21 protein-coding genes and 2 pseudogenes are annotated in these 19,496 nt (G+C 39.6%); 17 read left to right on the top strand and 6 right to left on the bottom strand.

Features of this window, described 5'->3' with window-relative positions:
- Nucleotides 1-113 precede the first annotated feature (113 nt).
- On the top strand, nt 114-944 hold the full coding sequence (locus JCM21738_RS16630; protein WP_232215889.1) for a DUF2268 domain-containing putative Zn-dependent protease: 831 nt from the start codon (nt 114-116) through the stop codon (nt 942-944).
- A 331-nt stretch (nt 945-1,275) separates the two neighbouring features.
- On the opposite strand, the gene JCM21738_RS16625 is transcribed toward JCM21738_RS16630, so the two are convergent.
- Nucleotides 1,276-1,650, bottom strand: a complete 375-nt coding sequence (locus JCM21738_RS16625; RefSeq protein ID WP_052019766.1) for an NUDIX hydrolase — start codon at nt 1,648-1,650, stop codon at nt 1,276-1,278.
- Nucleotides 1,651-1,980: 330 nt separating this feature from the next.
- Between JCM21738_RS16625 and JCM21738_RS26100 the strand changes: the two genes are divergently transcribed.
- The 11 genes from JCM21738_RS26100 to JCM21738_RS27490 all read left to right on the top strand — a co-directional run bounded on the left by JCM21738_RS26100 (nt 1,981) and on the right by JCM21738_RS27490 (nt 8,135).
- On the top strand, nt 1,981-2,322 hold the full coding sequence (locus tag JCM21738_RS26100) for a hypothetical protein (RefSeq protein ID WP_023614497.1): 342 nt from the start codon (nt 1,981-1,983) through the stop codon (nt 2,320-2,322).
- Between the two features lie 18 nt (nt 2,323-2,340).
- Nucleotides 2,341-2,604, top strand: coding sequence for a hypothetical protein (locus JCM21738_RS26095; protein WP_023614496.1), 264 nt, complete (start codon nt 2,341-2,343; stop codon nt 2,602-2,604).
- A 64-nt stretch (nt 2,605-2,668) separates the two neighbouring features.
- Nucleotides 2,669-2,866 (top strand): hypothetical protein, encoded by a 198-nt coding sequence (locus JCM21738_RS16615; RefSeq protein ID WP_148296137.1) that lies wholly within the window; start codon nt 2,669-2,671, stop codon nt 2,864-2,866.
- A gap of 51 nt (nt 2,867-2,917) precedes the next feature.
- Nucleotides 2,918-3,721, top strand: coding sequence for a class I SAM-dependent methyltransferase (locus JCM21738_RS24900; protein WP_023614494.1), 804 nt, complete (start codon nt 2,918-2,920; stop codon nt 3,719-3,721).
- Between the two features lie 47 nt (nt 3,722-3,768).
- Nucleotides 3,769-4,512, top strand: a complete 744-nt coding sequence (locus tag JCM21738_RS24895; protein ID WP_175577021.1) for a DEAD/DEAH box helicase — start codon at nt 3,769-3,771, stop codon at nt 4,510-4,512.
- A gap of 95 nt (nt 4,513-4,607) precedes the next feature.
- Nucleotides 4,608-5,918: a hypothetical protein gene (locus JCM21738_RS16600; protein WP_035209698.1), complete on the top strand. Its 1,311-nt coding sequence runs from the start codon at nt 4,608-4,610 to the stop codon at nt 5,916-5,918.
- Between the two features lie 281 nt (nt 5,919-6,199).
- A complete protein-coding gene (locus JCM21738_RS16595; RefSeq protein ID WP_023614491.1) occupies nt 6,200-6,391 on the top strand; it encodes a hypothetical protein in 192 nt (63 codons plus the stop codon).
- The gene (locus JCM21738_RS16590; RefSeq protein ID WP_023614490.1) at nt 6,375-6,644 is read left to right on the top strand and encodes a hypothetical protein; all 270 of its coding nucleotides are present in this window, start codon (nt 6,375-6,377) and stop codon (nt 6,642-6,644) included. The genes JCM21738_RS16595 and JCM21738_RS16590 overlap by 17 nt, the downstream gene beginning before the upstream one ends.
- 46 nt (nt 6,645-6,690) lie before the next feature.
- Entirely contained in the window at nt 6,691-7,110 is a 420-nt protein-coding gene (locus JCM21738_RS22635; protein ID WP_052019764.1) for a hypothetical protein, read from the top strand.
- Between the two features lie 17 nt (nt 7,111-7,127).
- Entirely contained in the window at nt 7,128-7,733 is a 606-nt protein-coding gene (locus JCM21738_RS22630) for a hypothetical protein (RefSeq protein ID WP_052019762.1), read from the top strand.
- Between the two features lie 108 nt (nt 7,734-7,841).
- Nucleotides 7,842-8,135 (top strand): class I SAM-dependent methyltransferase, encoded by a 294-nt coding sequence (locus tag JCM21738_RS27490; RefSeq protein ID WP_369385769.1) that lies wholly within the window; start codon nt 7,842-7,844, stop codon nt 8,133-8,135.
- A 189-nt stretch (nt 8,136-8,324) separates the two neighbouring features.
- On the opposite strand, the gene JCM21738_RS16580 is transcribed toward JCM21738_RS27490, so the two are convergent.
- Nucleotides 8,325-9,323 carry a DUF3231 family protein gene (locus tag JCM21738_RS16580; protein ID WP_023614487.1) on the bottom strand — a complete coding sequence of 333 codons (999 nt, stop codon included), beginning with the start codon at nt 9,321-9,323 and terminating at the stop codon, nt 8,325-8,327.
- 577 nt (nt 9,324-9,900) lie between these two features.
- Between JCM21738_RS16580 and JCM21738_RS16570 the strand changes: the two genes are divergently transcribed.
- Together JCM21738_RS16570 and JCM21738_RS16565 are read left to right on the top strand one after the other, a co-directional pair.
- Nucleotides 9,901-10,473, top strand: a complete 573-nt coding sequence (locus JCM21738_RS16570) for a nucleotidyltransferase family protein (RefSeq protein WP_023614485.1) — start codon at nt 9,901-9,903, stop codon at nt 10,471-10,473.
- Nucleotides 10,474-10,671: 198 nt separating this feature from the next.
- Nucleotides 10,672-12,855, top strand: coding sequence for a PAS domain-containing protein (locus tag JCM21738_RS16565; protein ID WP_035209696.1), 2,184 nt, complete (start codon nt 10,672-10,674; stop codon nt 12,853-12,855).
- Nucleotides 12,856-13,020: 165 nt separating this feature from the next.
- Here the strand turns inward: JCM21738_RS16565 and JCM21738_RS16560 are convergent, their stop codons facing one another.
- The 4 genes and pseudogenes from JCM21738_RS16560 to JCM21738_RS16545 form a co-directional block, all read right to left on the bottom strand.
- Entirely contained in the window at nt 13,021-13,803 is a 783-nt protein-coding gene (locus tag JCM21738_RS16560) for a hypothetical protein (protein WP_023614483.1), read from the bottom strand.
- A gap of 169 nt (nt 13,804-13,972) precedes the next feature.
- A pseudogene (locus tag JCM21738_RS16555) lies at nt 13,973-14,627 on the bottom strand (potassium channel family protein).
- A 283-nt stretch (nt 14,628-14,910) separates the two neighbouring features.
- Nucleotides 14,911-15,168: a hypothetical protein gene (locus JCM21738_RS16550; protein ID WP_035209693.1), complete on the bottom strand. Its 258-nt coding sequence runs from the start codon at nt 15,166-15,168 to the stop codon at nt 14,911-14,913.
- Nucleotides 15,165-15,638, bottom strand: coding sequence for a hypothetical protein (locus JCM21738_RS16545; RefSeq protein WP_023614480.1), 474 nt, complete (start codon nt 15,636-15,638; stop codon nt 15,165-15,167). Before JCM21738_RS16545 ends, JCM21738_RS16550 begins: the two co-directional genes overlap by 4 nt.
- 436 nt (nt 15,639-16,074) lie before the next feature.
- Here JCM21738_RS16545 and ftsZ point away from each other — a divergent pair.
- The 3 genes and pseudogenes from ftsZ to JCM21738_RS16530 form a co-directional block, all read left to right on the top strand.
- A pseudogene (gene ftsZ, locus JCM21738_RS16540) lies at nt 16,075-17,028 on the top strand (cell division protein FtsZ); the annotation flags it as partial.
- Nucleotides 17,029-18,023: 995 nt separating this feature from the next.
- Nucleotides 18,024-18,500, top strand: coding sequence for a glutathione peroxidase (locus JCM21738_RS16535; RefSeq protein WP_023614478.1), 477 nt, complete (start codon nt 18,024-18,026; stop codon nt 18,498-18,500).
- A 21-nt stretch (nt 18,501-18,521) separates the two neighbouring features.
- Entirely contained in the window at nt 18,522-18,962 is a 441-nt protein-coding gene (locus JCM21738_RS16530) for a MarR family winged helix-turn-helix transcriptional regulator (protein ID WP_023614477.1), read from the top strand.
- Nucleotides 18,963-19,496 lie beyond the last annotated feature (534 nt).

Genomic DNA, 19,496 nt, shown 5'->3' with positions numbered 1-19,496 from the left:
TTTATTGTGAATAATTCAGGACTAACATTAAAACTATCAGATTTTATCTCTTAAGGAGACTCTAGAGACGCGGTAATAACTCAGACTGGTGAGGGGGAGAATTCTTGGATAAAGTGGAATTGCTGAATTTGGTGCCTAAGTTTTTGTCTTTTTACGACATAGCTAATAAGCCTGATATTGATGATGAAAAAAGATGGGCTCTTTGGAATGAGCATTATAACTTTGCGGCGGTTCCTCCTGGAGACGAGGGAAAAAAGATGGCGAGAAATTTACTGGACACTGCCTGGGAAGTTTATCCTGATTATTTAATTTTTATTGAGTCATGGAAACCAAATGAGGTAAAAGTAAGGGAGTACCTGACAAAAGTGAAAGCATTGCTTGGTTATAATGAGCCAATTGATTTAGTCGTTGTTTTTTTCGTTGGGGGATTTGAAAATAATCCTTTTGTTGCTCCCTATGACCAAAAGCGTATGGCACTTTGTCTACCGGTAGAGAACGGAGATTCTGAAATTTTTCTCGCACATGAGCTGACACATATAGTACATACACAAACGGCAAATCTTACAGGTGAGTGGGAACGAACAATTGCATCTACTATTTTGCAGGAAGGGTTAGCGACCCAGGTAAGCAAATCTTTAGTTCCAGGGCATCCAGATGAACATTATATTGAGCGTGAAAAAGGTTGGCTTCAATCTTGTAAAGAAAACCGAGCGGAAATCCTAAACGGAATTTTTCCTTTTTTAGATGATGCCACTTCAAAAGCGGTAACAATGTTCACGTTTGGGAATGGAACTACAAACCATGAAAGAGAAGCATACTACGCCGGTTGGGAATTGGTTGAGTTCCTTTTAGCACAAGGAGTTACTTTTAAAGAAATGGCTAGAGTTCAAGAAAAGGATATTCCGAATTATTTGCGAGACATTTATCCAATGCTGGTTAGCTAGATTGGAAGCGCATGGGAGCATCCTGCGCTTTTTTTGGTTAGTTCAGCTTGGAAGGAATAGATTAGCACACACTATCCTAACCATGTAGGAAAGTGTAATTTGATGATCACTGCCACTACTGCCATTGTTTTTACCACGGAGTGACAGATAATTTACCAATAAATGATAAGCTGTTTACCAGTGCTTTATATACATTCCTCAATCAGCATATTCTCAAGTTGTTTCAACACAAATGTCTCACGCTTCAACCAGCCATTTTGCTTATATCTGTCAATCAAGCTTTCATTTTGCTTAATGGCTTCCTCCAGGGTAACCCATTTGGGTGTGGAATTCAGTTCAGCTTCGTACCCAACCAGTTGTAGGGCTGTTTTTCATCAGTTGCCAAATCACAAAGATAATAGTGCGAGGTCATTTGAAATAGGGCATTGTTGATATACTCGTCCATTTTCTTTTCAGTGACTGTGCCAACTTTATCGTTGACAATGCAATGAATATAACCGGTTTCTTCTCTAACCTCTCGTATTAGACATTCCTCATGGCTTTCGTTTTCCTCCAGTCCGCCTCCGGGAAATTTAAAGTCTCCTCTACTGGATTGAATTAAAAGAATTCGATTATTCACCATAATGATTGCTCTGATTGCTACTCTCTCGATGGTTCTCTCAACGTTTGCTTGTAACGGATCCTCTATTATCGTATCGAAATTCATGTTTTTCACCTTTTCATATTTTTAAGGTAATAGATTTTTAACGGTTTAAATACCAAGACTATTTAACACACCAGCCATTCTAGCTTCCCATTGAACAGCTTCTATGCTGTAAATCTGCATTTTGGAAGTTGAAAAATATGAGTCCATTAACTATCTACCTCATATTGAAATATTTCCAATAATAGATTACCATATTTTACTTGAATGATATCCTATTAAGTTACGAATAATTCATAAAGGACTAAATCCTAGAGGCGGCTTCTTTTGAGCAAGGAGGAATCTTGCGAAGTATGTCGAACTTATCTTTTAGGAAAAATATAGGAGGTTTGTATGGCAGACTTTAAAAGTATCAACGTTGAGAATTTGAATATAGTGGATAAAGACGGAAAAGTGAGGTTGAGGCTTTTCAATAATGATCATATTCCTCCAGTAATCATGGATGGGAAAGATATTCTTCCTGGTCACAGGCAGAATGATCCAATAGCTGGATTGATGTTTTACAACGGTAATGGTGAGGAGTGCGGCGGGTTAACATTTGGAAGTAAACAAGATGAAAATGGGGATTATGAATCGGCTGCCACAATAACCTTTGATCAATATAAGCAAGACCAGGTTGTTCAAATGCATTACATAGATGACAATGGTGAAAAGCATTATGGCTTCTCAATATAAGATCGTCCTAATACTCCATTGTCTGAACTTATAGAAAAAGATGAGGAAATCCAAAACTCAAATTTATCAGAAGATGAAAAAGAGAAAGAGCTTAATGCTATATGGGAAGGGAATACTCATCGGGCATTCATGGGGAAAAACACGAAAGGCGAGGTTTCGGTACAATTATTTGATAGCAAAGGGACTCCAAGGATTCGGATGGTTGTTGATGAAAAGGATATTCCTAGAATGGAATTTTTGGATAGCCAGGGGAAAGTAACTTATAGGTTACCTCCAGAATAGTAGTAATCTAGGCATAGGCCAAAGAGCTTTCTCCGATGGGCTCAATAATGGAGAAGAATAAGAGGTGAGATTGTTAGTGCAGAATGGTGATTTTGTAGAAAAGAAGCACCCGGACCTGAACCTTTTGATTGTCCCTGAAGGAAATGACATGAAGCAAGTATTTGCTACAAGGGAAAACGAAGTCATGTATGTTCATTATTTTGGTTATGCTCATGTGAATACAGTGATTGAAAACGTGGTGGAGAAGATTCATCAAGAGTAAATCAACATTTTCGGATTATAGGATATTAGACAAATCAATCAGGAGATATGTATGAGCTTCCTTAAAAAAACTAGAGAATTTATCAATCAGCATTATAAAACACCAAAAGGAATAATAGGCACCTATATTGGTGAAAAAATGGTAAGGCAGCACAAGACTGAAACAAATTGGACATTGGAGTTAATGAATGTTCAAAAAGGGGACAGGATTTTAGAGTTGGGCTGTGGAGCAGGTTATGCAATTAAATTGCTTTTGGAAAAGGATTTAACTCAAGAAATGGTCGGTTTGGACATTTCTCCAACAATTATTAGATCAGCACAATTCAGAAACAAAAAGGCAATAAAGGAAAAGAGATCAAAACTAGTGCAAGCAAATCTCAATAATTTGCCCTTCGATCATGATTATTTCAACACGGTCTTCATGGCCAGTACAGGCACGCCCCTTCAAAACACCATCGAAGAATTATACGCCCTCATGGAATGGGTCCAGCCAGGACTCCTTGGAAACATTACCAATTTCCGAAAGAAACATATTGTTTATGCCTCAAAGTTTGGCCGCCGCTTTGTCCCGATAGGACCGAAACGGTTAGGCGAACTCCGCAGGACAATATCCCCTTACATGCTTCGCCGCCTGAAGAAGGATGTGGCGAAAGATTTACCTCCAATGATATTCCACCGTCGAGATGTGGAAATGAGCCCCAAACAATCTGCCCTCTATGAAAAAATCCAAACTGATTTCCTCAATCTTCTTGAGGAGCTTTCCTCTCAGGAAGTAAATGGACGCTTTGATGACGAAGGAAACTGGGTCGAAGAAATCGGAACAAAGAAGATCAGATCCTTGGATACCTTTATTTAATGGTAGCGGTATCTGACCACCCTGATTTACTTCTGCAGGGCACAGGAATGTCCAAGCATTATCAGGATATGATAGCGGAAGGAATCAAGTCTCCTAAGCTGGCAGAGCTTGTGGACATCTGTACGGACCGATTGGAGTCAGGTGTCAATAAGATTGTCATATTCACGCAGTTTGCCAGAATGCAGTCCATCATTGAAAAGGAGTTAAGTAAGCATGGCAAAGTCGCTTTGCTGAATGGATCCATGAGCTCCGCTAAACGCCAGGAAATGATTGATACCTTCCAGAATGATCCGGAGTATAAGTTTTTCATTCTCACAGATGCTGGCAACTACGGGATTAACCTACAGTTCGCTAATACTCTCATTAACTATGATTCTCCATGGAACCCTGCTGTGTTCGAACAGCGAGCCGGACGTGTCCACCGGATTGGCTCAACTCATTCAGTGGTAGACATCATCAGTCTTGTAACCATGGGAACTATAGATGAAAAAATCCAGGAAACTCTGGAGGAGAAAAGAAAACTAGGTGAAGCCGTCATTGAGCGGAACGCAACCGAACGCAGTGCAATGAATAACTTGATTTCCTCCATAAAAAAAATATCAATAAATTTACTTGATAAGGGCCCAACCTATTGGTTGGGTTCTTTTGTTGTTTCTATTATTGGAAAGGAGGTGGTTGCATTTAGTCCAATTATCAATCTGTTAAAAATAAAGGGGGTGAGGCCATTCGAAAATTTCCCCAACTTAGCAACATTAAAATTCTTTAGGTTTAAGGACTATGCGACTGTATAATGAAAGAAACAGTATGCAACCTACTGCAAAGGGTGGAGAGAGAAGGCAGGATATCGTCTTCTGGAATACCAAACAATCAAATAGGGGGAAAAACATTGAATCGCAGAAAAATATTCAGTATCGTTGGCGGTTCAGTCTTAGCAGCAACTCTAGTAATGAATCCGTTTACGTTTAACCAAGATGAAAAGGAACAATCTAAGGTTTCAGCCAGCACCTTCGCTCGTGACCTGTATGTTTCATCTAACTCTGATTTTGGACAGCTTATGGCAGACATCAATAGCGGCAAGCACCATCAGATGAAGGGGGCGAAAGAAAAAATAGCTAATGGAAAATTGAAGATAAAGTTCCAGAAGGGGAAGCCTTCAGCTGATTCTTTAGAGGGTTTTGAAGACCTGGTGTTTGATGTGGAAGAAGTAAGGAACGACAAAGCCCTTCAGCAAACTCTGAACAGAGCGCTGAAAAATGGGGCGAAGGTCTATCTTGTTGGAGGCGTGACCACTCCGGAATACGCTGACCTTCTGGGTCTTGATAAAATGAGCATTGTCAAGAAAGACGAAAATGGTGTAGCATCAACCTTCCGTTTTGATCTCGACGATAAAGAGATGGAAAAAATTAAGGGTCCGCGAAAGAAGAACCCGAACAGTGAAGATAATCCGGATGACTTGGTATATGATGTGGTTGGTTTCACCCTGGATGGTAATGAGCACAACCAATTGGTTATTTCAAAGATCAGCTCCTATGATGCAGACAGCAATAAAATCGAGCCTACCAAAGATTTTATACTCAATGAAGTATTGCAGAGCACATCTGAAAAAGTAGAAGTTGAGGAGGCGGAATATGTTGCAGCCAAAACTCCTAAAATATTCGGAGCTCTTTCTCCATTAAGTGCGAAAGCAGACTCTACATCAGTTAAAAGTAACCCTGCCAGGGTCTTTGGTAAAGCCTATTATAGCGGTACCGAGGTTGGATATACGGCTACTAGTTGGATTCTTTATAAATCATCGGCTGACGATGATCCAAAATTTGATTATTTTTCTTTAAAAGATGCTACTGAGATGCAGGGCCATGGTTGGTACGTACCTAAATTATGGACAAATCACGACATCCCGTTTGATAGGGATTTCATTGATGATTGGGCTCCTTATGATGATGCGGACGGTTCTTACAGCGTTACATTTGGTTGGCCTTGGAATATCTCTGTTACAGCCAATATGTCCACTGATCCGAAAATAGATGCTCAAGGATCTACTACTTATGATTATGCAAGATGGGTAGTTACGGACTCTAATATGGATGGTGACGTTTTCAGACCTGGTACTTCTTGGAGGTCAGCTCAAGGTTATCGATATGCACGATTAGACATGTATGAGAAGGTACATTTACAACATCACGAGGTCATTCCGTAGAAAGCAGCATCAAAATTCAAATTGCTTATAGCTATTAAAAAACTGTTGATTATAACCTCTTCATACTTCATTATAAAAATAAAACGAGGTAAAAATATGAATCTAAAATATGTTTCAATTGGTTTACAGATTATCATTGCTGGCTTATTGCTAAAAATCACACTTCAGCTTAATAACGTGATTGACAGTCTTCACAATTTAATAACTAAGTAACATGAACTTCTTTGAAGCCCTCTCCATGTGAGAGGGTTTTTTTATTTTTAAGTGATGGGGGAAAAAACATGGATAAAGAAAAATGTCTGCATTGGATAACAAGTAGCATTGCCAAGCAAGAAAAACTCCTTAAAAGACCAATCAGCAAAACTCGCAGAATGAGTGCATACGGCTCACTTGCAACACTTACCAAAATGAAACAAAACATTGATAATGGAAAGTTTGATGGAAGGGGAGAAACACATGACAACAGCAACTAAATCAAAAGCAGAAGAATTCATTGAAAAAAGAAGGGGAGCTGCTGATCTTCGGGTCATGCAGGAAAAGTTTGAAGACTTCTATCACCAGGACGCGATGTGGGTGATGAAATCCGATACCCTGTCCAAGCTTCGCAGGGAGATCAAGGATGTAAAGGCTGAACGAGAAAAGGCAGAACAAGAACTGAAAGCCTTAGTCGATTCATTGAGCCCGGAAGAAATCAAGGAAATCAAGCAATTGACCGCAAAAAGATAGGACTCCTAATAAGGGGTCCTTTTTGTTTCGCAAGGGGGCAACAGAAATGGAAGAGCAAATTGAATTGTTTGGCGAGATTAATGATTACCGCCTTACGAAAAAGTATCGGGAAGGGGTATTCAAGACAAGGACTGAAATCCTTGAAGAGATGTATGCAAAGGGATTTGAAAAAATCTACACCGTATTGTCCTTTGGAGGGGGAACCCAGTCCGCACATTTAATGAACGATATGCTAATTGGGCGTAGAAAGTACGATATGGCGGTCTTTTCGGACACCGGAGCGAGCCGCAATTTATCCACGAACAGGTGGCTTGGTGGCAGAATAGACAGAAAGAATTTGGCGATACAATGCCTTTCTTCATCACCCGTCACAGCAAGATGGACAGGGGATTGGAGGAAATGCTTTTCCGCTACATCTTCACTGACTATCAGCGCTTTCAACTCCCCTTGTACTTTAACCATTTAAATGAGGACGGAAAGGAAGTGCCAGGCGGATTAATGCCACCCCAATGTACTGGTGACTTTAAGATTGTGCCGGTTCAGCAGATGGCACGGAAGTTTGTATTGCGTGATCTTGGTCTGAAACCCACCCAGCGAATGCCAAAGAATGTTGGCATTATCATGGATATTGGTTTTTCCTATGATGAAATCAAAAGGATTAATCAATACCAGGCTTCTCAATTCAAATACATTTACCTCTCCTATCCACTCGTTGAAGAGAATCTAACGACCAATGACAGCATCCAATTCCTCAAAGACAACAACATGCCGGACAAGCGCTCACGCTGCTATCTATGTCCATTTAACTGCGATACGACTGGGGTGGATTGGAAAGAGATCATCCTGTCGGAGCCGCTCTCCTTCATTAAGGCTTGCTTCTTTGACAGGGAACTGCGAGCCGTACAGAAGACAGGGAGGAAGAATATGCGAAGCATCCCTTATTTTCATTATTCGCGTATCCCGCTGGAAGAAGCATATCCAGAAGACTTCCGCTTTTTTTCTGCCATTTACAAGCAAGAACTTGAAGCATGGAAACAGGAGTGGTTTGACATCCTTCACCAAAAGTATGGGAAGAGAATCAGTGCTTAAGGGAGATAATGATGAGACTTAATGCCAGACAAACAGAAAGGGCTTTCCTGCGTAAATTAAAAAAAGCATCAGGGGCTTTTACGACTGCCACTGGTGCCATGAATCGGATTGAGGAGGTCACTCAGACTTCCTACATCATTTCTAAGTATCCAAACCATTTATTTTTGGAATGATATAGAAACGACTTTATCGGAAATCTTCAGGGTTCTAAAGCCAGAAGGAGTTGTAATACTTACTTTTTCTGACGGGAAAGAAGATGAAACTTGGGAAGGCATAAGAGGCATTACTGAAAATCAAGTGATTCCGTATATGAAGAGTGCAGGATTTAAGGACGTTGCCTTAATCAAAGGTCCAGATTCAAGGGGGTATCATACCGTTTCGGTTAGGGGAATAAAGCAATAAATAAAGCTTTCAGTTTTCTTTTGTACCTCTAATAGGAAGCGTTTGTTGAAGAACAAGTAATTAAAATACCCCAAAAACGCAGAGGATGCTAAAACCTCTGCGTTTTTCTATGTGATTGAGTTGTATGAAGTGAGTGACTTTTTGGATTTTCCAATTCACAATCGAACTACTTAGTGCACCGTGCGCTTTCTATTGTTTGTGATTTACCATTTGCGGCGGCTCTTCCATCCATCCGTTTTTAATCATGATTTTGGCACCTTTATGAGCATATTCAAAAACATCCTTCGTAAAGATGGTCATTTTTACAGGCAGGTCATTCCGTAAGCTAAAAGCAGTTCCGAGCGAGTTGCTTCCCAGGGAAAAGCTGCAGAAAAGACTTGTACAATACATCATTAATTTATCCGAAAATGGAGCTACTGTGGATTGAGTTGCATTTCCACCCGATGATTGTGGGGCAGGAAGACTTTCCTGGATCATTAACTCACTTAATTCTTTGACAATCCCTTTAGCAAGCTCTGCTCCCTCATGAAAAAACTTCTTAGCCTCGTTATCATTGGCGCATTGGGCAAACCCTAAGATCATCTGCAAGCCTGTGAGATTTGCTTCGATTCCTTTTTGGATATGGGCCACCTCGAGTGTGTTTAAGGTCCTTTTCTGGTTAAATGGATTAATGGGCAGCCCGCCAAAGTAATCATAATCCTTTACAAATTCGACGGTCTTTGGCATCGGAACGTAAGGAGTTCTTACCAGCAGCCCTTTTTCTAGTAAATATTGCGTGCAAATCCTGTAATACTTCTGGCTGAGAGCGGTAAGGTCTGCCATAAGGATATTGATATCCTCACGAAACGTCATCGTTAAATTCAATGCATGCATTCCCATACTGATTTGATTTAACAGCCGGACAATCATAATATCAAAACCATTGTCATATAACTTAGGGACATGTTTATTTACATCTTCTGGTGTATATCCGACTGGAATGACAGCACCTTCCTGTTCGAAAATTTCCACGATTTTGTTGACATATAACTCAAGTTCTCCATACAAACTTGTCATAATTCCCCTGGATTTTTCATCATCAGCTTTGTCTATAAAGTATTCCAGCATTCGTAAAATCATTGTTTTTTCCTGATAGGTAAGCCATAAAGTGGCTAATTCAGAAGAAGAAATGGAAGCTTTCTCTGGCACTGGTAATCCTCCCTAATATCTTTTGATTTTAGGATGTGATTAACTAGTGATTTTATGCCGTTTTTTTAACTGTTTACCAATTTAAAGTGAGTAATATGGGAAAAATGTCTTTTTATTTTTTTTCCTTGTTTTCTTAAAATAGATAGTTCGAGCACTTATCTAACTCTCCCAAGACCCCAATCCCCGTATTGGTAAGAAATATAGAATAGGAACAAGAACACATTGGCGATGAAAAATAGAAGGAACCAGGATTTATGCATTCTAATTTTCCGCATTAAAAATAAAACAAAGAAATTCATCATCATAGGAACAAAAGTGTATGTCATTCTTTCATCAATAAGAGAAAGGGCATTTGGACTCAGCCAATTAATGAATTTGTCTGATACCTGCGCTATAACAGAGAAAATGATCATACCCCAAAATAACATCACTAAAATAACTTTTTTCATTTGACCTCCGGCGTACTAATCTATTTTCTTTCATTTTACGGGGTTCAAGGCATATTTTAAAGGAAAATCTTCCCTTACTGTCTCAGTGTGATACTATAAGAATATACGTTCGGTCGATGGGGGATTGTATGTTGAAAAACAAAGTTGATGTAATCCAGTTAATTCAAAGCGACGATACAATGATGGAGATTATACAAGCTGCCAGCACACTGAATTTGCCTGACTGGTGGATCTGTGCCGGGTTTGTTCGTTCGAAAATCTGGGATGAGCTTCACGATTTTAAAGAACGAACTTCAATCCCTGATGTCGATGTGATCTATTTTGACTCATTAAACATTGATGAGAATGACGAAAAGTTACTAGAGAAACAGTTGAAAAGGATTTTGCCTGATATACCCTGGTCTGTTAAAAACCAGGCAAGGATGCATGTCGTCAATCAGATTCCTCCATATGCTTCTTCAGAAGATGCGATTTCAAAGTTTCCGGAAACGGCCACGGCTCTAGGCGTAAAAATGGACAGTGAAAATAACTTGGTCCTGACCGCTCCTTTTGGGATAGAAGATGTCCTCAATCTTGAAGTGAAACCGACTCCTTTTTTTACAGAAACAATAGAACGTGCCGCGATTTATGAGGAGCGGATTGTTAAGAAGAACTGGAAAGCAACCTGGCCTAAGGTAAAGATGCACCATATAAACATTTAATCAAGAATGTTTTCATTGCCTATATTTGTTTACGCAGAAATGGTGACAAATCTACTTATACCGGTAGAAATAGTAAACCATGGTGAAAGGACTCAAATGTGGTCATATTTTCCTGAATATTTAGAATTACAAACAAATAGGTGGACGTCCTCCTGACCAATAATTAAAATAACAGTATTATATACAGGAGGTGTCGGCATGGAGACAGTAGTAAATGAGTCATCACTCTTTGAAAATATATTCAATGAATTAGCATACCCCGTCTTAATATTTGAAATAGTTAACGATGGTTTAAATGAGTATCGACTTTTGGAAGTGAACGAAGCAGCATGTTCCTTATTGAAATACTCAAAAGAGGAGTTAATGAAAAAAGAGGTTTTAACTCTTTTTAAATATATAACGCCCAAAGTAAGACGTTCCGTAAAAGAACTTCTTTATAAAGATGGCAGTTTATCTACCGTTCTGCACCTTCCTGCTCAAAATGACTTAATGATTAGCGTAGAAGTCGATGCATCCTTGATGACTATTGGCAGTAAAAAATTGATTTTCTGTATGTTAAAAGAACATTCTATACCACGCTGTCATCATGATGCACGTGAAGAAGAAAACAACTATCTGCGTACTATAATGGATACCATTCAATCTTTTGTAGTGATTCTTGATAAAGATGGGCGTATTTACAACTGGAACCATTACACTGAGCAAATTTCCGGGTACAGCCTGGAGGAAGTGCATTTAAAAAAAGTTTTGGGACTTTTTATTGATAATGAAGGAAAACAGGGGATCATTAAAAATTATTTATCTGGTGAAATCCCATTAGAATATGAAAATTTTTGGTTGATGAAGAATGGTGAAAAAAGATTCATTAAATGGAAGAGTAAAATTGTTCATGATTCGGAAGGCAACATACAATTTGTTTTAGCAACTGGAGTTGACATTACAGATAAAGTTCTCTCTTTTAAAGAGTTGGAAAAGAGCAAGGAGAAATACCAAGCTCTTGTTTCCTCGATGAATGACCTTGTTTTCACAATTGATCATTCCTATATTATCACTAGTGTATATGGAAAATGGCTAAAAACTAATGGGTTTACTAAGGAAGAATTTGAAGGGAAATCCATCTCCACCATTTTAAATGATTCTATGAGGCAACAGAAGGAAGTCGAGAAAGCTCTTTCTGGTGAAGTTACAGAATTTGAATGGGAATTGAAACTAAAAGGTAAAACACACTATTTCCATAGTGTCTTGTCTCCGGTTATCTTAAATGGCAACTTAGAAAGTGAGATTGTTGGGGTTACCCGTGATGTAACAGAGAAGAAACGTCTAGAGGAGCACCATAAAAGGATTTATGAGGCATTGACAAGTGGAATGATCCTTCAGGACACAACCGGGAAGATCATATACGCAAATAAAAACGCAAGCGAAATTTTAGGATATAAACAAGAAGTGTTAGTCAATATGACTTCCATGAACGAAGAGTGGGATGCCGAAAATATGTCAGGGGATCATTTTCGCGGTGATGAACACCCTTCAATGAAAACATTAAGAACCGGCGAAGAGATCAGTAATGTTGAAATGTATATATTCAATCCAAAAAAGAACGAAAAGAGATGGATCTTAGTTGACACCAGGCCAATTTTTGAAGCGGGAAGCAGTGAAAATGTGGAATATGTACTAGCTACTTTTCACGACATTACAGAAAAGAAGGAAATGGATCAGATCATGCAGCAATCACAAAAGCTTGCAATGATTGGCAGACTGGCTTCAGGAGTAGTTCATGAAATCCGCAACCCCCTTACGAGTATAATGGGATTCTTCAAATTAGTTGAAGAAGGCCATGATCACAACAAGTTGATTGATTACCTCCCTGTAATAAAAATGGAGCTAGATCAAATAAATAAGTTTACGAACGAATTTATCGAGCTTTCCCATTCCAAGCATAATGAATGGACTATTGCTGAAATTGTCAGCATCATTCAGTCTTCCCTAAAAGCGATGAAGACGGAAATTAACGATAACAAAATAAATACCCTTATTGAAACAGACTGCAACAAGGACCTATTGTTGTGCTGCATCGAACCACAGCTTAAACTCCTTTTTATCAATCTATTTAAGAATTCTATTGAAGCCATGCCTTTCGGTGGAAACCTTACCATCAAGGTGGAGTGCGTGGAAGATAAAGTCCAGATAAAGGTCATTGATACTGGGACGGGAATTAGTCAAGAACGCATAAAGCATCTCTGTGAGCCTTACTATTCTACCAAAGAAAAAGGGACAGGACTTGGGTTAATGCGCAGTCTGAAGATTGTCCATGACCATAATGGGAAAATCGATTTCTCAAGTGAAGAAGGTAAGGGAACGGTTGTAACAATTGAACTTCCCTGAACCAAATATAAATAATTATATTTGCCTTAATTAAAGCTCTCCTATGCAGGGGGCTTTATTTCGTTTTAATTCTAGATTGTGAAGAGTTGGAATTTTTCAGATCATCAAGTGTATAGTAATCGTATTAAAAGGCAAGGAGTATCAGCCTAATTATGCTGCGCCGTCTTAAAATTCCATCTCAAAAAGATCGCTGAAATAAATCTCCTGAAACTTCTTGTTCAAAATGCCGGTATAGTAGGCCAGTGGATTTTTCACCGTGACGTTTGACTTCATTTTACGAACCAGCTGATTAAAAGAATCCAGGGAAACAGACAGAATCGAATCTGGCTCGTTTTCCTGGTTATTTTTATAGGCAGCAATCGTTGTCATTTTCCAGAATTCCTCGATGGCCTTTGCGCTTGGAAAGAAGTATCTTGCCATGTCGACGAATGGCTTCGGAATTCTATCGCTGACGAATAGATGATCTTCTGGTGCTTGCTGAAGCGATGTTTCTTCACGTTTATTATTCTTTATAGTTTTAGTTTCAGAAGGATTAATAGTTTTAATATGGTGGTTCATTTTTTCCTTTTCCGGTGGTTCATTGATGGGAAAACGATTGAAGACGTATAGATTGCTGGATTGTGAACCGTTCTTGCGTTCCGTTTCATACACAGTAAAGATTCCGAGATTGCTAGCTTTGATGATCATTCTTTTAAAAGTGGAGCGAGATATGCCGAGCTCGTTGTATTCTTCATGGATGGCTTTCAGCACCGTTCCGATTTTAGCGTTGCTGACACCTGGGATTTTTGCCGCGAACCTGGACAGCCTCTTTAACCCTACAAGCTCTCCTTTTGAAAAATCATGCTTATGTACAGCCAGCCACATTTCCAAATGATGATTGAATTCCTCCAGCGAACTAAACTGTGAATACCCTTCAAAACCTTCAATGACGCCTGATTTAATTGTCATTATTTTGCACCGCCCTTTCACTGTCTATATACAGGGAGGCAATTAAAAGGGACATGCAGGATAGTGGATTTTTGTGTCTGATTTGTGACAGATTTAGAAGGGTGGTTTACTGGGGACGAAGGAAGTCTTGGAAAAAATCAATCTGGACCTCTTATTAAAGTTATCCCATTTAAACCCCTTTATCTTCGAAAGCAAGAATTTCTTGATTATGACCTAACACGATGAGAATGTCATTAGGCAGATGATTTCTTCAGCTGAAGGAGAAACAATAAATTGTTCTCCGCGCTGGATCCCAATGATCGTACAGCCGTAATTGGCACTGACATTCAGTTCTTTTAATGTTTTGTCCGTTACCTTTTTTGTGGAGATTATTTCTGCAATGCTGTGGTTCTTGGAAAGCTCAATAAAATCAATAATCTTATCAGAAGTAACATGGTGGGCGATTCTTTTGGCCATTTCCCTTTCAGGGTGGATGACGCGATCTGCTCCGATTTTTTCTAAAACCTTTTGATTGTTTTCACTTAATGCTTTCACCCATACTTGTTTGACACCCAAATCCTTTAGCAGCAATGTTGTGAGGATACTAGCCTCAATATTGCCGCCGAAGGATACAATGGCTAGATCTACATTTTTCAAGCCCAAGTCTTTCAGATGATTTTCGTTAATTGCATTGGCAACAACGGCATGGGTTGCAAATTGGCTATACCGGTTCACTTTTTCCCCATCCTGATCCACAGCCAGCACCTCGACACCAAGATGATGAAATTCCTCAACAAGCTTCCGCCAAAACGGCCAAGACCTATCACAGCAAATAACTTTCTCATTATGTATTTCCTCCTGATTTTTAGAAGAAGATTCTGCTAACGGGGATTTTTTTAATATGCCAATTCCTGATATTTATTTTTAATAAAATGGAAGAAAATGATTAATAGGATGGCTGCTGCTGGGTAAACGGGAATGGAATACAAAAGCTTCCAGCCTGTATAAATTAAGGCATTATTTTTCACACAAATCCATTCATAAAATACTGAAAATCCTGTCCATCCTAAAATATAAAAAACGGTTTTTTACCGTATATTTCGAACTTGTCGTAAAAATAAAGAAATACTAAAGAAGCACAAGGTACATGAATAAATGGAATAATGCACCGGAAAGTTCGTATGTTGGATTATCACCAAAATAGTAGGCCTTAAAAGGGGTTGCGATTAAAAAGTAATCAATTGATGAAACGAGAAATATGTTATAAATCCAGATCAGAAGGACAATCACTGGCCGGAAGTATTTTCGGATGGGCCAGAATGCTAATAATGCTGCAGCGGAAGAGATCAGAAAGTACCATTCGTTCCAATCGTAATTTACATTCATTTGTATTGTCCTCCTTTATAAAGTAAAATTCGGAACCCCTTCATAAAGCCAATCAGCAATATAAGAGCCCCGAACCAAACGGAAGGTGACCACCAAAACTGCCAATTCACATGAATCAATACACCTAAAAAGTGGTTAAGCCATTCCACGCTAGTTAATATAGCTACAAACAAAATCATTAAAAAGCCCTTTTTGTACCATTTATCCGTGATCAGATAATAATCCAAAAATAAAACCATGATTACTGGGTAGAGGTTGATTCGACTAATAAAATGAGACATTTCAAGCGGAAATTGTTCAGGGATGTGCAGAGTTTTAAAATTCATATAACATAGTGCAGAGAAATTCTGAGCGATGTAAGAAGCAAGAAACCAATAGGCCGTGAGCTCTAGAATGTGGAGGTTTTTCTTTTTCTTAATGAAAAAAAGTAAAGCGATTCCGTTCATTAAGAGATAAATGAACAATATCATAAAATAATCTCCTTATTTGCCTATTCGCTTACCGATCATTGGGCTAAAATCCCTTCTCGCGATTGTTGAGGGAATATTCTGTAGAAAAACGATAAATGCCATAATGGCTTATTGTCACCAAAAATAATCAAAATATGTTTCCCTCTAATAAATAAGAAAACGGCTAACTTCTGGTCTGACATTCTATTTATAACTTTTTGTAAAAGAGTCCGACTTTTTTGTAAGGCCGTTCAAGCGTGTGGATTTCCTTGATTTCTATAAAATTCTGCCAGGTAGCCTTTGAATCACCACCAAAAAAGAATGACACTTTTTTACTCTAAAATTACAGTTCCTTAACAAATCGCTAGAAAAGACAGGATTTCCAAACCGGTGTCGAATTTTATAGGTATAGAGATAAATAGGGGGCAATATCTGAAGCTAATTAGGGGGACTGTAAATGCTAGAATTTGAAAACAATATCGATCAATTTGCCACTATAAAAGTAATTGGGGTTGGCGGCGGAGGAAATAACGCTGTGAACCGGATGATTGAGGACGGCGTGCAGGGAGTGGAATTCATTGCCGTGAATACAGATGCGCAGGCACTTAACATGTCAAAAGCGGAGGTCACGATGCAAATCGGCGGTTCGCTGACCAGGGGCCTCGGAGCTGGTGCCAAACCTGAAATCGGCAGAAAGGCTGTCGAGGAAAGCAGGCAGCAGATCAAGGATGCCCTGCAGGGTGCGGACATGGTGTTCGTAACGGCTGGAATGGGCGGCGGAACCGGGACCGGAGCTGCGCCAGAGATTGCCCATATCGCACGCGAACTTGGTGCACTTACAATTGGAGTGGTGACTCGTCCGTTCACTTTTGAAGGCCGCAAGCGGGCACAAAATGCGGCAGCCGGAATTGAAGAGATGAAGAAAGCCGTTAATACATTAATCATCATTCCAAACGAGCGATTGCTGGAAATCGTCGACAGGAAAACACCAATGATTGAAGCCTTCCGTGAGGCGGACAATGTCCTCAGGCAGGGTGTCCAAGGCATCTCCGACTTGATCGCCGTGCCAGGCATGATTAACCTTGACTTTGCTGACGTGAAAACGATCATGTCCAACAAAGGAACGGCGCTTATGGGCATCGGTGTTGCTTCAGGCGATGACCGTGCTGTCGAAGCTGCCAAAAAGGCCATCTCCTCGCCATTGCTTGAAACAAGCATAAATGGCGCGAAAGGAGTTCTGATGAACATCACAGGCGGCATGAACCTCAGTTTGTATGAAGTCCAGGAAGCGGCCGATATTGTGGCGGCTGCAACAGATGAACAGCTTAACATGATTTTTGGATCGGTCATCGATGAAAATCTGGATAAAGAAATCATGGTGACCGTGATTGCGACCGGCTTCGATTCTGATGAGGAGGAAGCTCCGCTGTCGAACACATCTCGCCGACCTGGAGACATGATTGCCAATTCCCGTGAGCAATACCAATCTCAGACGAGACGGCGAGAGCCTGTTGCCCATGCAGAATCGGGGGATTACGGCCGAGGCAAAAACTATAGCCAGTCAGGCAGCTATGGCCAATTTGGAGACAACAACCAATCCGGGAACTACAGGCAATCCGGAGACTATAGCAAATCAGGAAACTACAATCAATCCAGAAACTACAGCCAGCCATCTTCCTACGAAGAGTCTGAGAATTACGAACGGGGTACCCAGCAACAAGACGACTCGCTTGAAGTTCCAGCATTCTTGCGGAAGCGAAGCAGAAGGCGGTAAACCAAGATGCAAAAGGCAAATCATTTGTGATTTGGCCTTTTATATATGTAAAAACAGATGTCAATTCCGCGCATTTTTAACGTATGAGATTTATTTTAAAGGAAAGTTGAATTGTGGAGAAAGAAAATCCTGTTCCGGTATGCTAATGGGGACGTGTATAAAAACCCCTAGACTCCAGTTTTTCAGGTTTGAAATGTCGCTCTACGCCTACTTTTATCAACATGTGAAAAGGGTATACATAATTATACCTTACACATGAAAGAGAGGAGATAGATGGCAAATTCTAATGTAAACCAGACGACTTTAAGAGGAAAGGAACTTTTATAGAATCCTTTTTGGTTAATTCCAGTTTGCTATCAGGCTAATTCACTGTTGGATTGGTTCTTTTGTTATTGATGATTATTTTTAGGCATGATGTCTGATTGGGGAACTATTTACTTTAGTTGTACGCCTTATTGGTGACCTCTTTTTTTGTTTCTGGGATTTTAGGGCACCAAGTAATCCCTGTTAACTGAAGATTTTGTTTCATTTTTGTCGTTAAGTCATTTGGCACTCATATTTGAAAGCTGAAATAAAATCTGATACGATTAAATCGTACACGATATAAATGATTCTCTGAGGAGGAATTTAAAATGAAAACTGTTTACGATTTTACGGTAAAAAAGACTAATGGCCAGGAACAATCTTTGAGGGATTATGAAGGAAAACCAATGTTGATTGTCAATACTGCTAGTAAGTGCGGTTTGACTCCTCAATTCAAAGGGCTTCAAGAGTTGTACGATCAATATCAGGAGAAAGGCTTGGAGATTCTCGGGTTCCCTTGCGGCCAGTTCAATGATCAGGAGTTCAATGATATTGAGGAAACGACGCAGTTTTGCCAGATGAACTATGGAGTTTCGTTCCCGATGTTTGCTAAGATTGATGTGAATGGTGCACAAGCAGATCCTCTGTTTGCATTTTTGAAAGAACAAAAAGGCGGACTCCTCACGAAGGATATAAAGTGGAATTTCACTAAATTTCTTGTGGATAGGAATGGTCAGGTGGTCAAGCGTTATGCACCGACGACTGAACCTAGTAAAATTGAGAAGGATATCGAAAATCTATTATAAAGTTTGTGAAGGATGATTCACTTGGATGATTTTTTAACGCTTGAAAATCAGCTGTGTTTTGCTGTTTATGATGCGGGGAGCCAGTTTAACAAACTGTATACAAAGGCACTCGATCGCTTCGGGTTGACCTATCCGCAATATTTGGTGCTGCTGGCATTGTGGGAACAGGACGGCCTTTCTGCAAAAGAGCTCGGCGAAAGGCTGAACCTAGGCACCGGGACATTAACGCCGATGATCAAAAGAATGGAAGCCAATGAATGGCTGAAGAGGGAGCGTTCGACAGCAGATGAAAGGAAGGTATGCATCAGCCTTCTCCCAAAAGCCCTGGGACAAAAAGAAGCAATCGTGGAAAAAATTGCTGCGGAATTGAAGCTTTGCAATATTGAGTATGAAGAATACGAGCAGTTGATGAAGCAGTTGAGGGTGCTTCGTGGAAAGTTAAAAGAGTATAACAGATTATGAGAGAAGCGCAGGGGCGTAGCCTGCGCTTTCTTTATTTCTAAGAAAACTGCATCTTTACCTGGGTAGTTTGTGAAAAATAGAGTCTATGTATTTAAATGATAGATATAGTAAAATTAGGTGATTTCTAGTCGGGAATTGGTGTTAATAAGGAATTGATAACTCTAAACCTAATTTTTTGACCTTGTTTATATTCATCATCCATTCAAATGAATTCCAAAAAATTGGTATATGAATGTATCTCTAGTGAGAGACACCAAATCGGAGATGATATATAATATTGTTCAAGGAGGTGAGAGTAATGGAAAAACAAATACTAGATATTTTAATGAGCATGCAAAAGGATCTAAGTGAGGTAAAAAGTGATGTATCGGACGTTAAAAAAAGACCTAAGTGTCCTTAAAAGTGATGTAACGAACGTTAAAAAAGATTTAAGCGTCCTTCAAAGTGACGTAACGAACGTTAAAAAAGATCTAAGTGTGCTTCAAAACGATGTAACGAACGTTAAAAAAGACCTAAGTGTCCTTCAAAGTGATG

This window comes from Mesobacillus boroniphilus JCM 21738 (assembly GCF_000517385.1).
In the GTDB taxonomy this organism is placed as follows: Bacteria; Bacillota; Bacilli; order Bacillales; family Cytobacillaceae; genus Mesobacillus; species Mesobacillus boroniphilus.
The sequence above is the reverse complement of the archived record's forward strand: the minus strand, read 5'-3'. Positions and strand labels throughout refer to the sequence as shown.

What these genes read in the sequence shown, in the direction of transcription:
- JCM21738_RS16625 (WP_052019766.1), bottom strand. Translation starts at nt 1,650, where the DNA reads ATGAATTTCGATACGATAATAGAGGATCCGTTACAAGCAAACGTTGAG.
- JCM21738_RS26100 (WP_023614497.1), top strand. Translation starts at nt 1,981, where the DNA reads ATGGCAGACTTTAAAAGTATCAACGTTGAGAATTTGAATATAGTGGAT.
- JCM21738_RS24900 (WP_023614494.1), top strand. Translation starts at nt 2,918, where the DNA reads ATGAGCTTCCTTAAAAAAACTAGAGAATTTATCAATCAGCATTATAAA.
- JCM21738_RS24895 (WP_175577021.1), top strand. Translation starts at nt 3,769, where the DNA reads ATGTCCAAGCATTATCAGGATATGATAGCGGAAGGAATCAAGTCTCCT.
- JCM21738_RS16595 (WP_023614491.1), top strand. Translation starts at nt 6,200, where the DNA reads ATGGATAAAGAAAAATGTCTGCATTGGATAACAAGTAGCATTGCCAAG.
- JCM21738_RS16590 (WP_023614490.1), top strand. Translation starts at nt 6,375, where the DNA reads ATGACAACAGCAACTAAATCAAAAGCAGAAGAATTCATTGAAAAAAGA.
- JCM21738_RS22635 (WP_052019764.1), top strand. Translation starts at nt 6,691, where the DNA reads ATGGAAGAGCAAATTGAATTGTTTGGCGAGATTAATGATTACCGCCTT.
- JCM21738_RS16570 (WP_023614485.1), top strand. Translation starts at nt 9,901, where the DNA reads ATGTTGAAAAACAAAGTTGATGTAATCCAGTTAATTCAAAGCGACGAT.
- JCM21738_RS16565 (WP_035209696.1), top strand. Translation starts at nt 10,672, where the DNA reads ATGGAGACAGTAGTAAATGAGTCATCACTCTTTGAAAATATATTCAAT.
- JCM21738_RS16560 (WP_023614483.1), bottom strand. Translation starts at nt 13,803, where the DNA reads ATGACAATTAAATCAGGCGTCATTGAAGGTTTTGAAGGGTATTCACAG.
- JCM21738_RS16550 (WP_035209693.1), bottom strand. Translation starts at nt 15,168, where the DNA reads ATGAATGTAAATTACGATTGGAACGAATGGTACTTTCTGATCTCTTCC.
- JCM21738_RS16545 (WP_023614480.1), bottom strand. Translation starts at nt 15,638, where the DNA reads ATGATATTGTTCATTTATCTCTTAATGAACGGAATCGCTTTACTTTTT.
- JCM21738_RS16535 (WP_023614478.1), top strand. Translation starts at nt 18,024, where the DNA reads ATGAAAACTGTTTACGATTTTACGGTAAAAAAGACTAATGGCCAGGAA.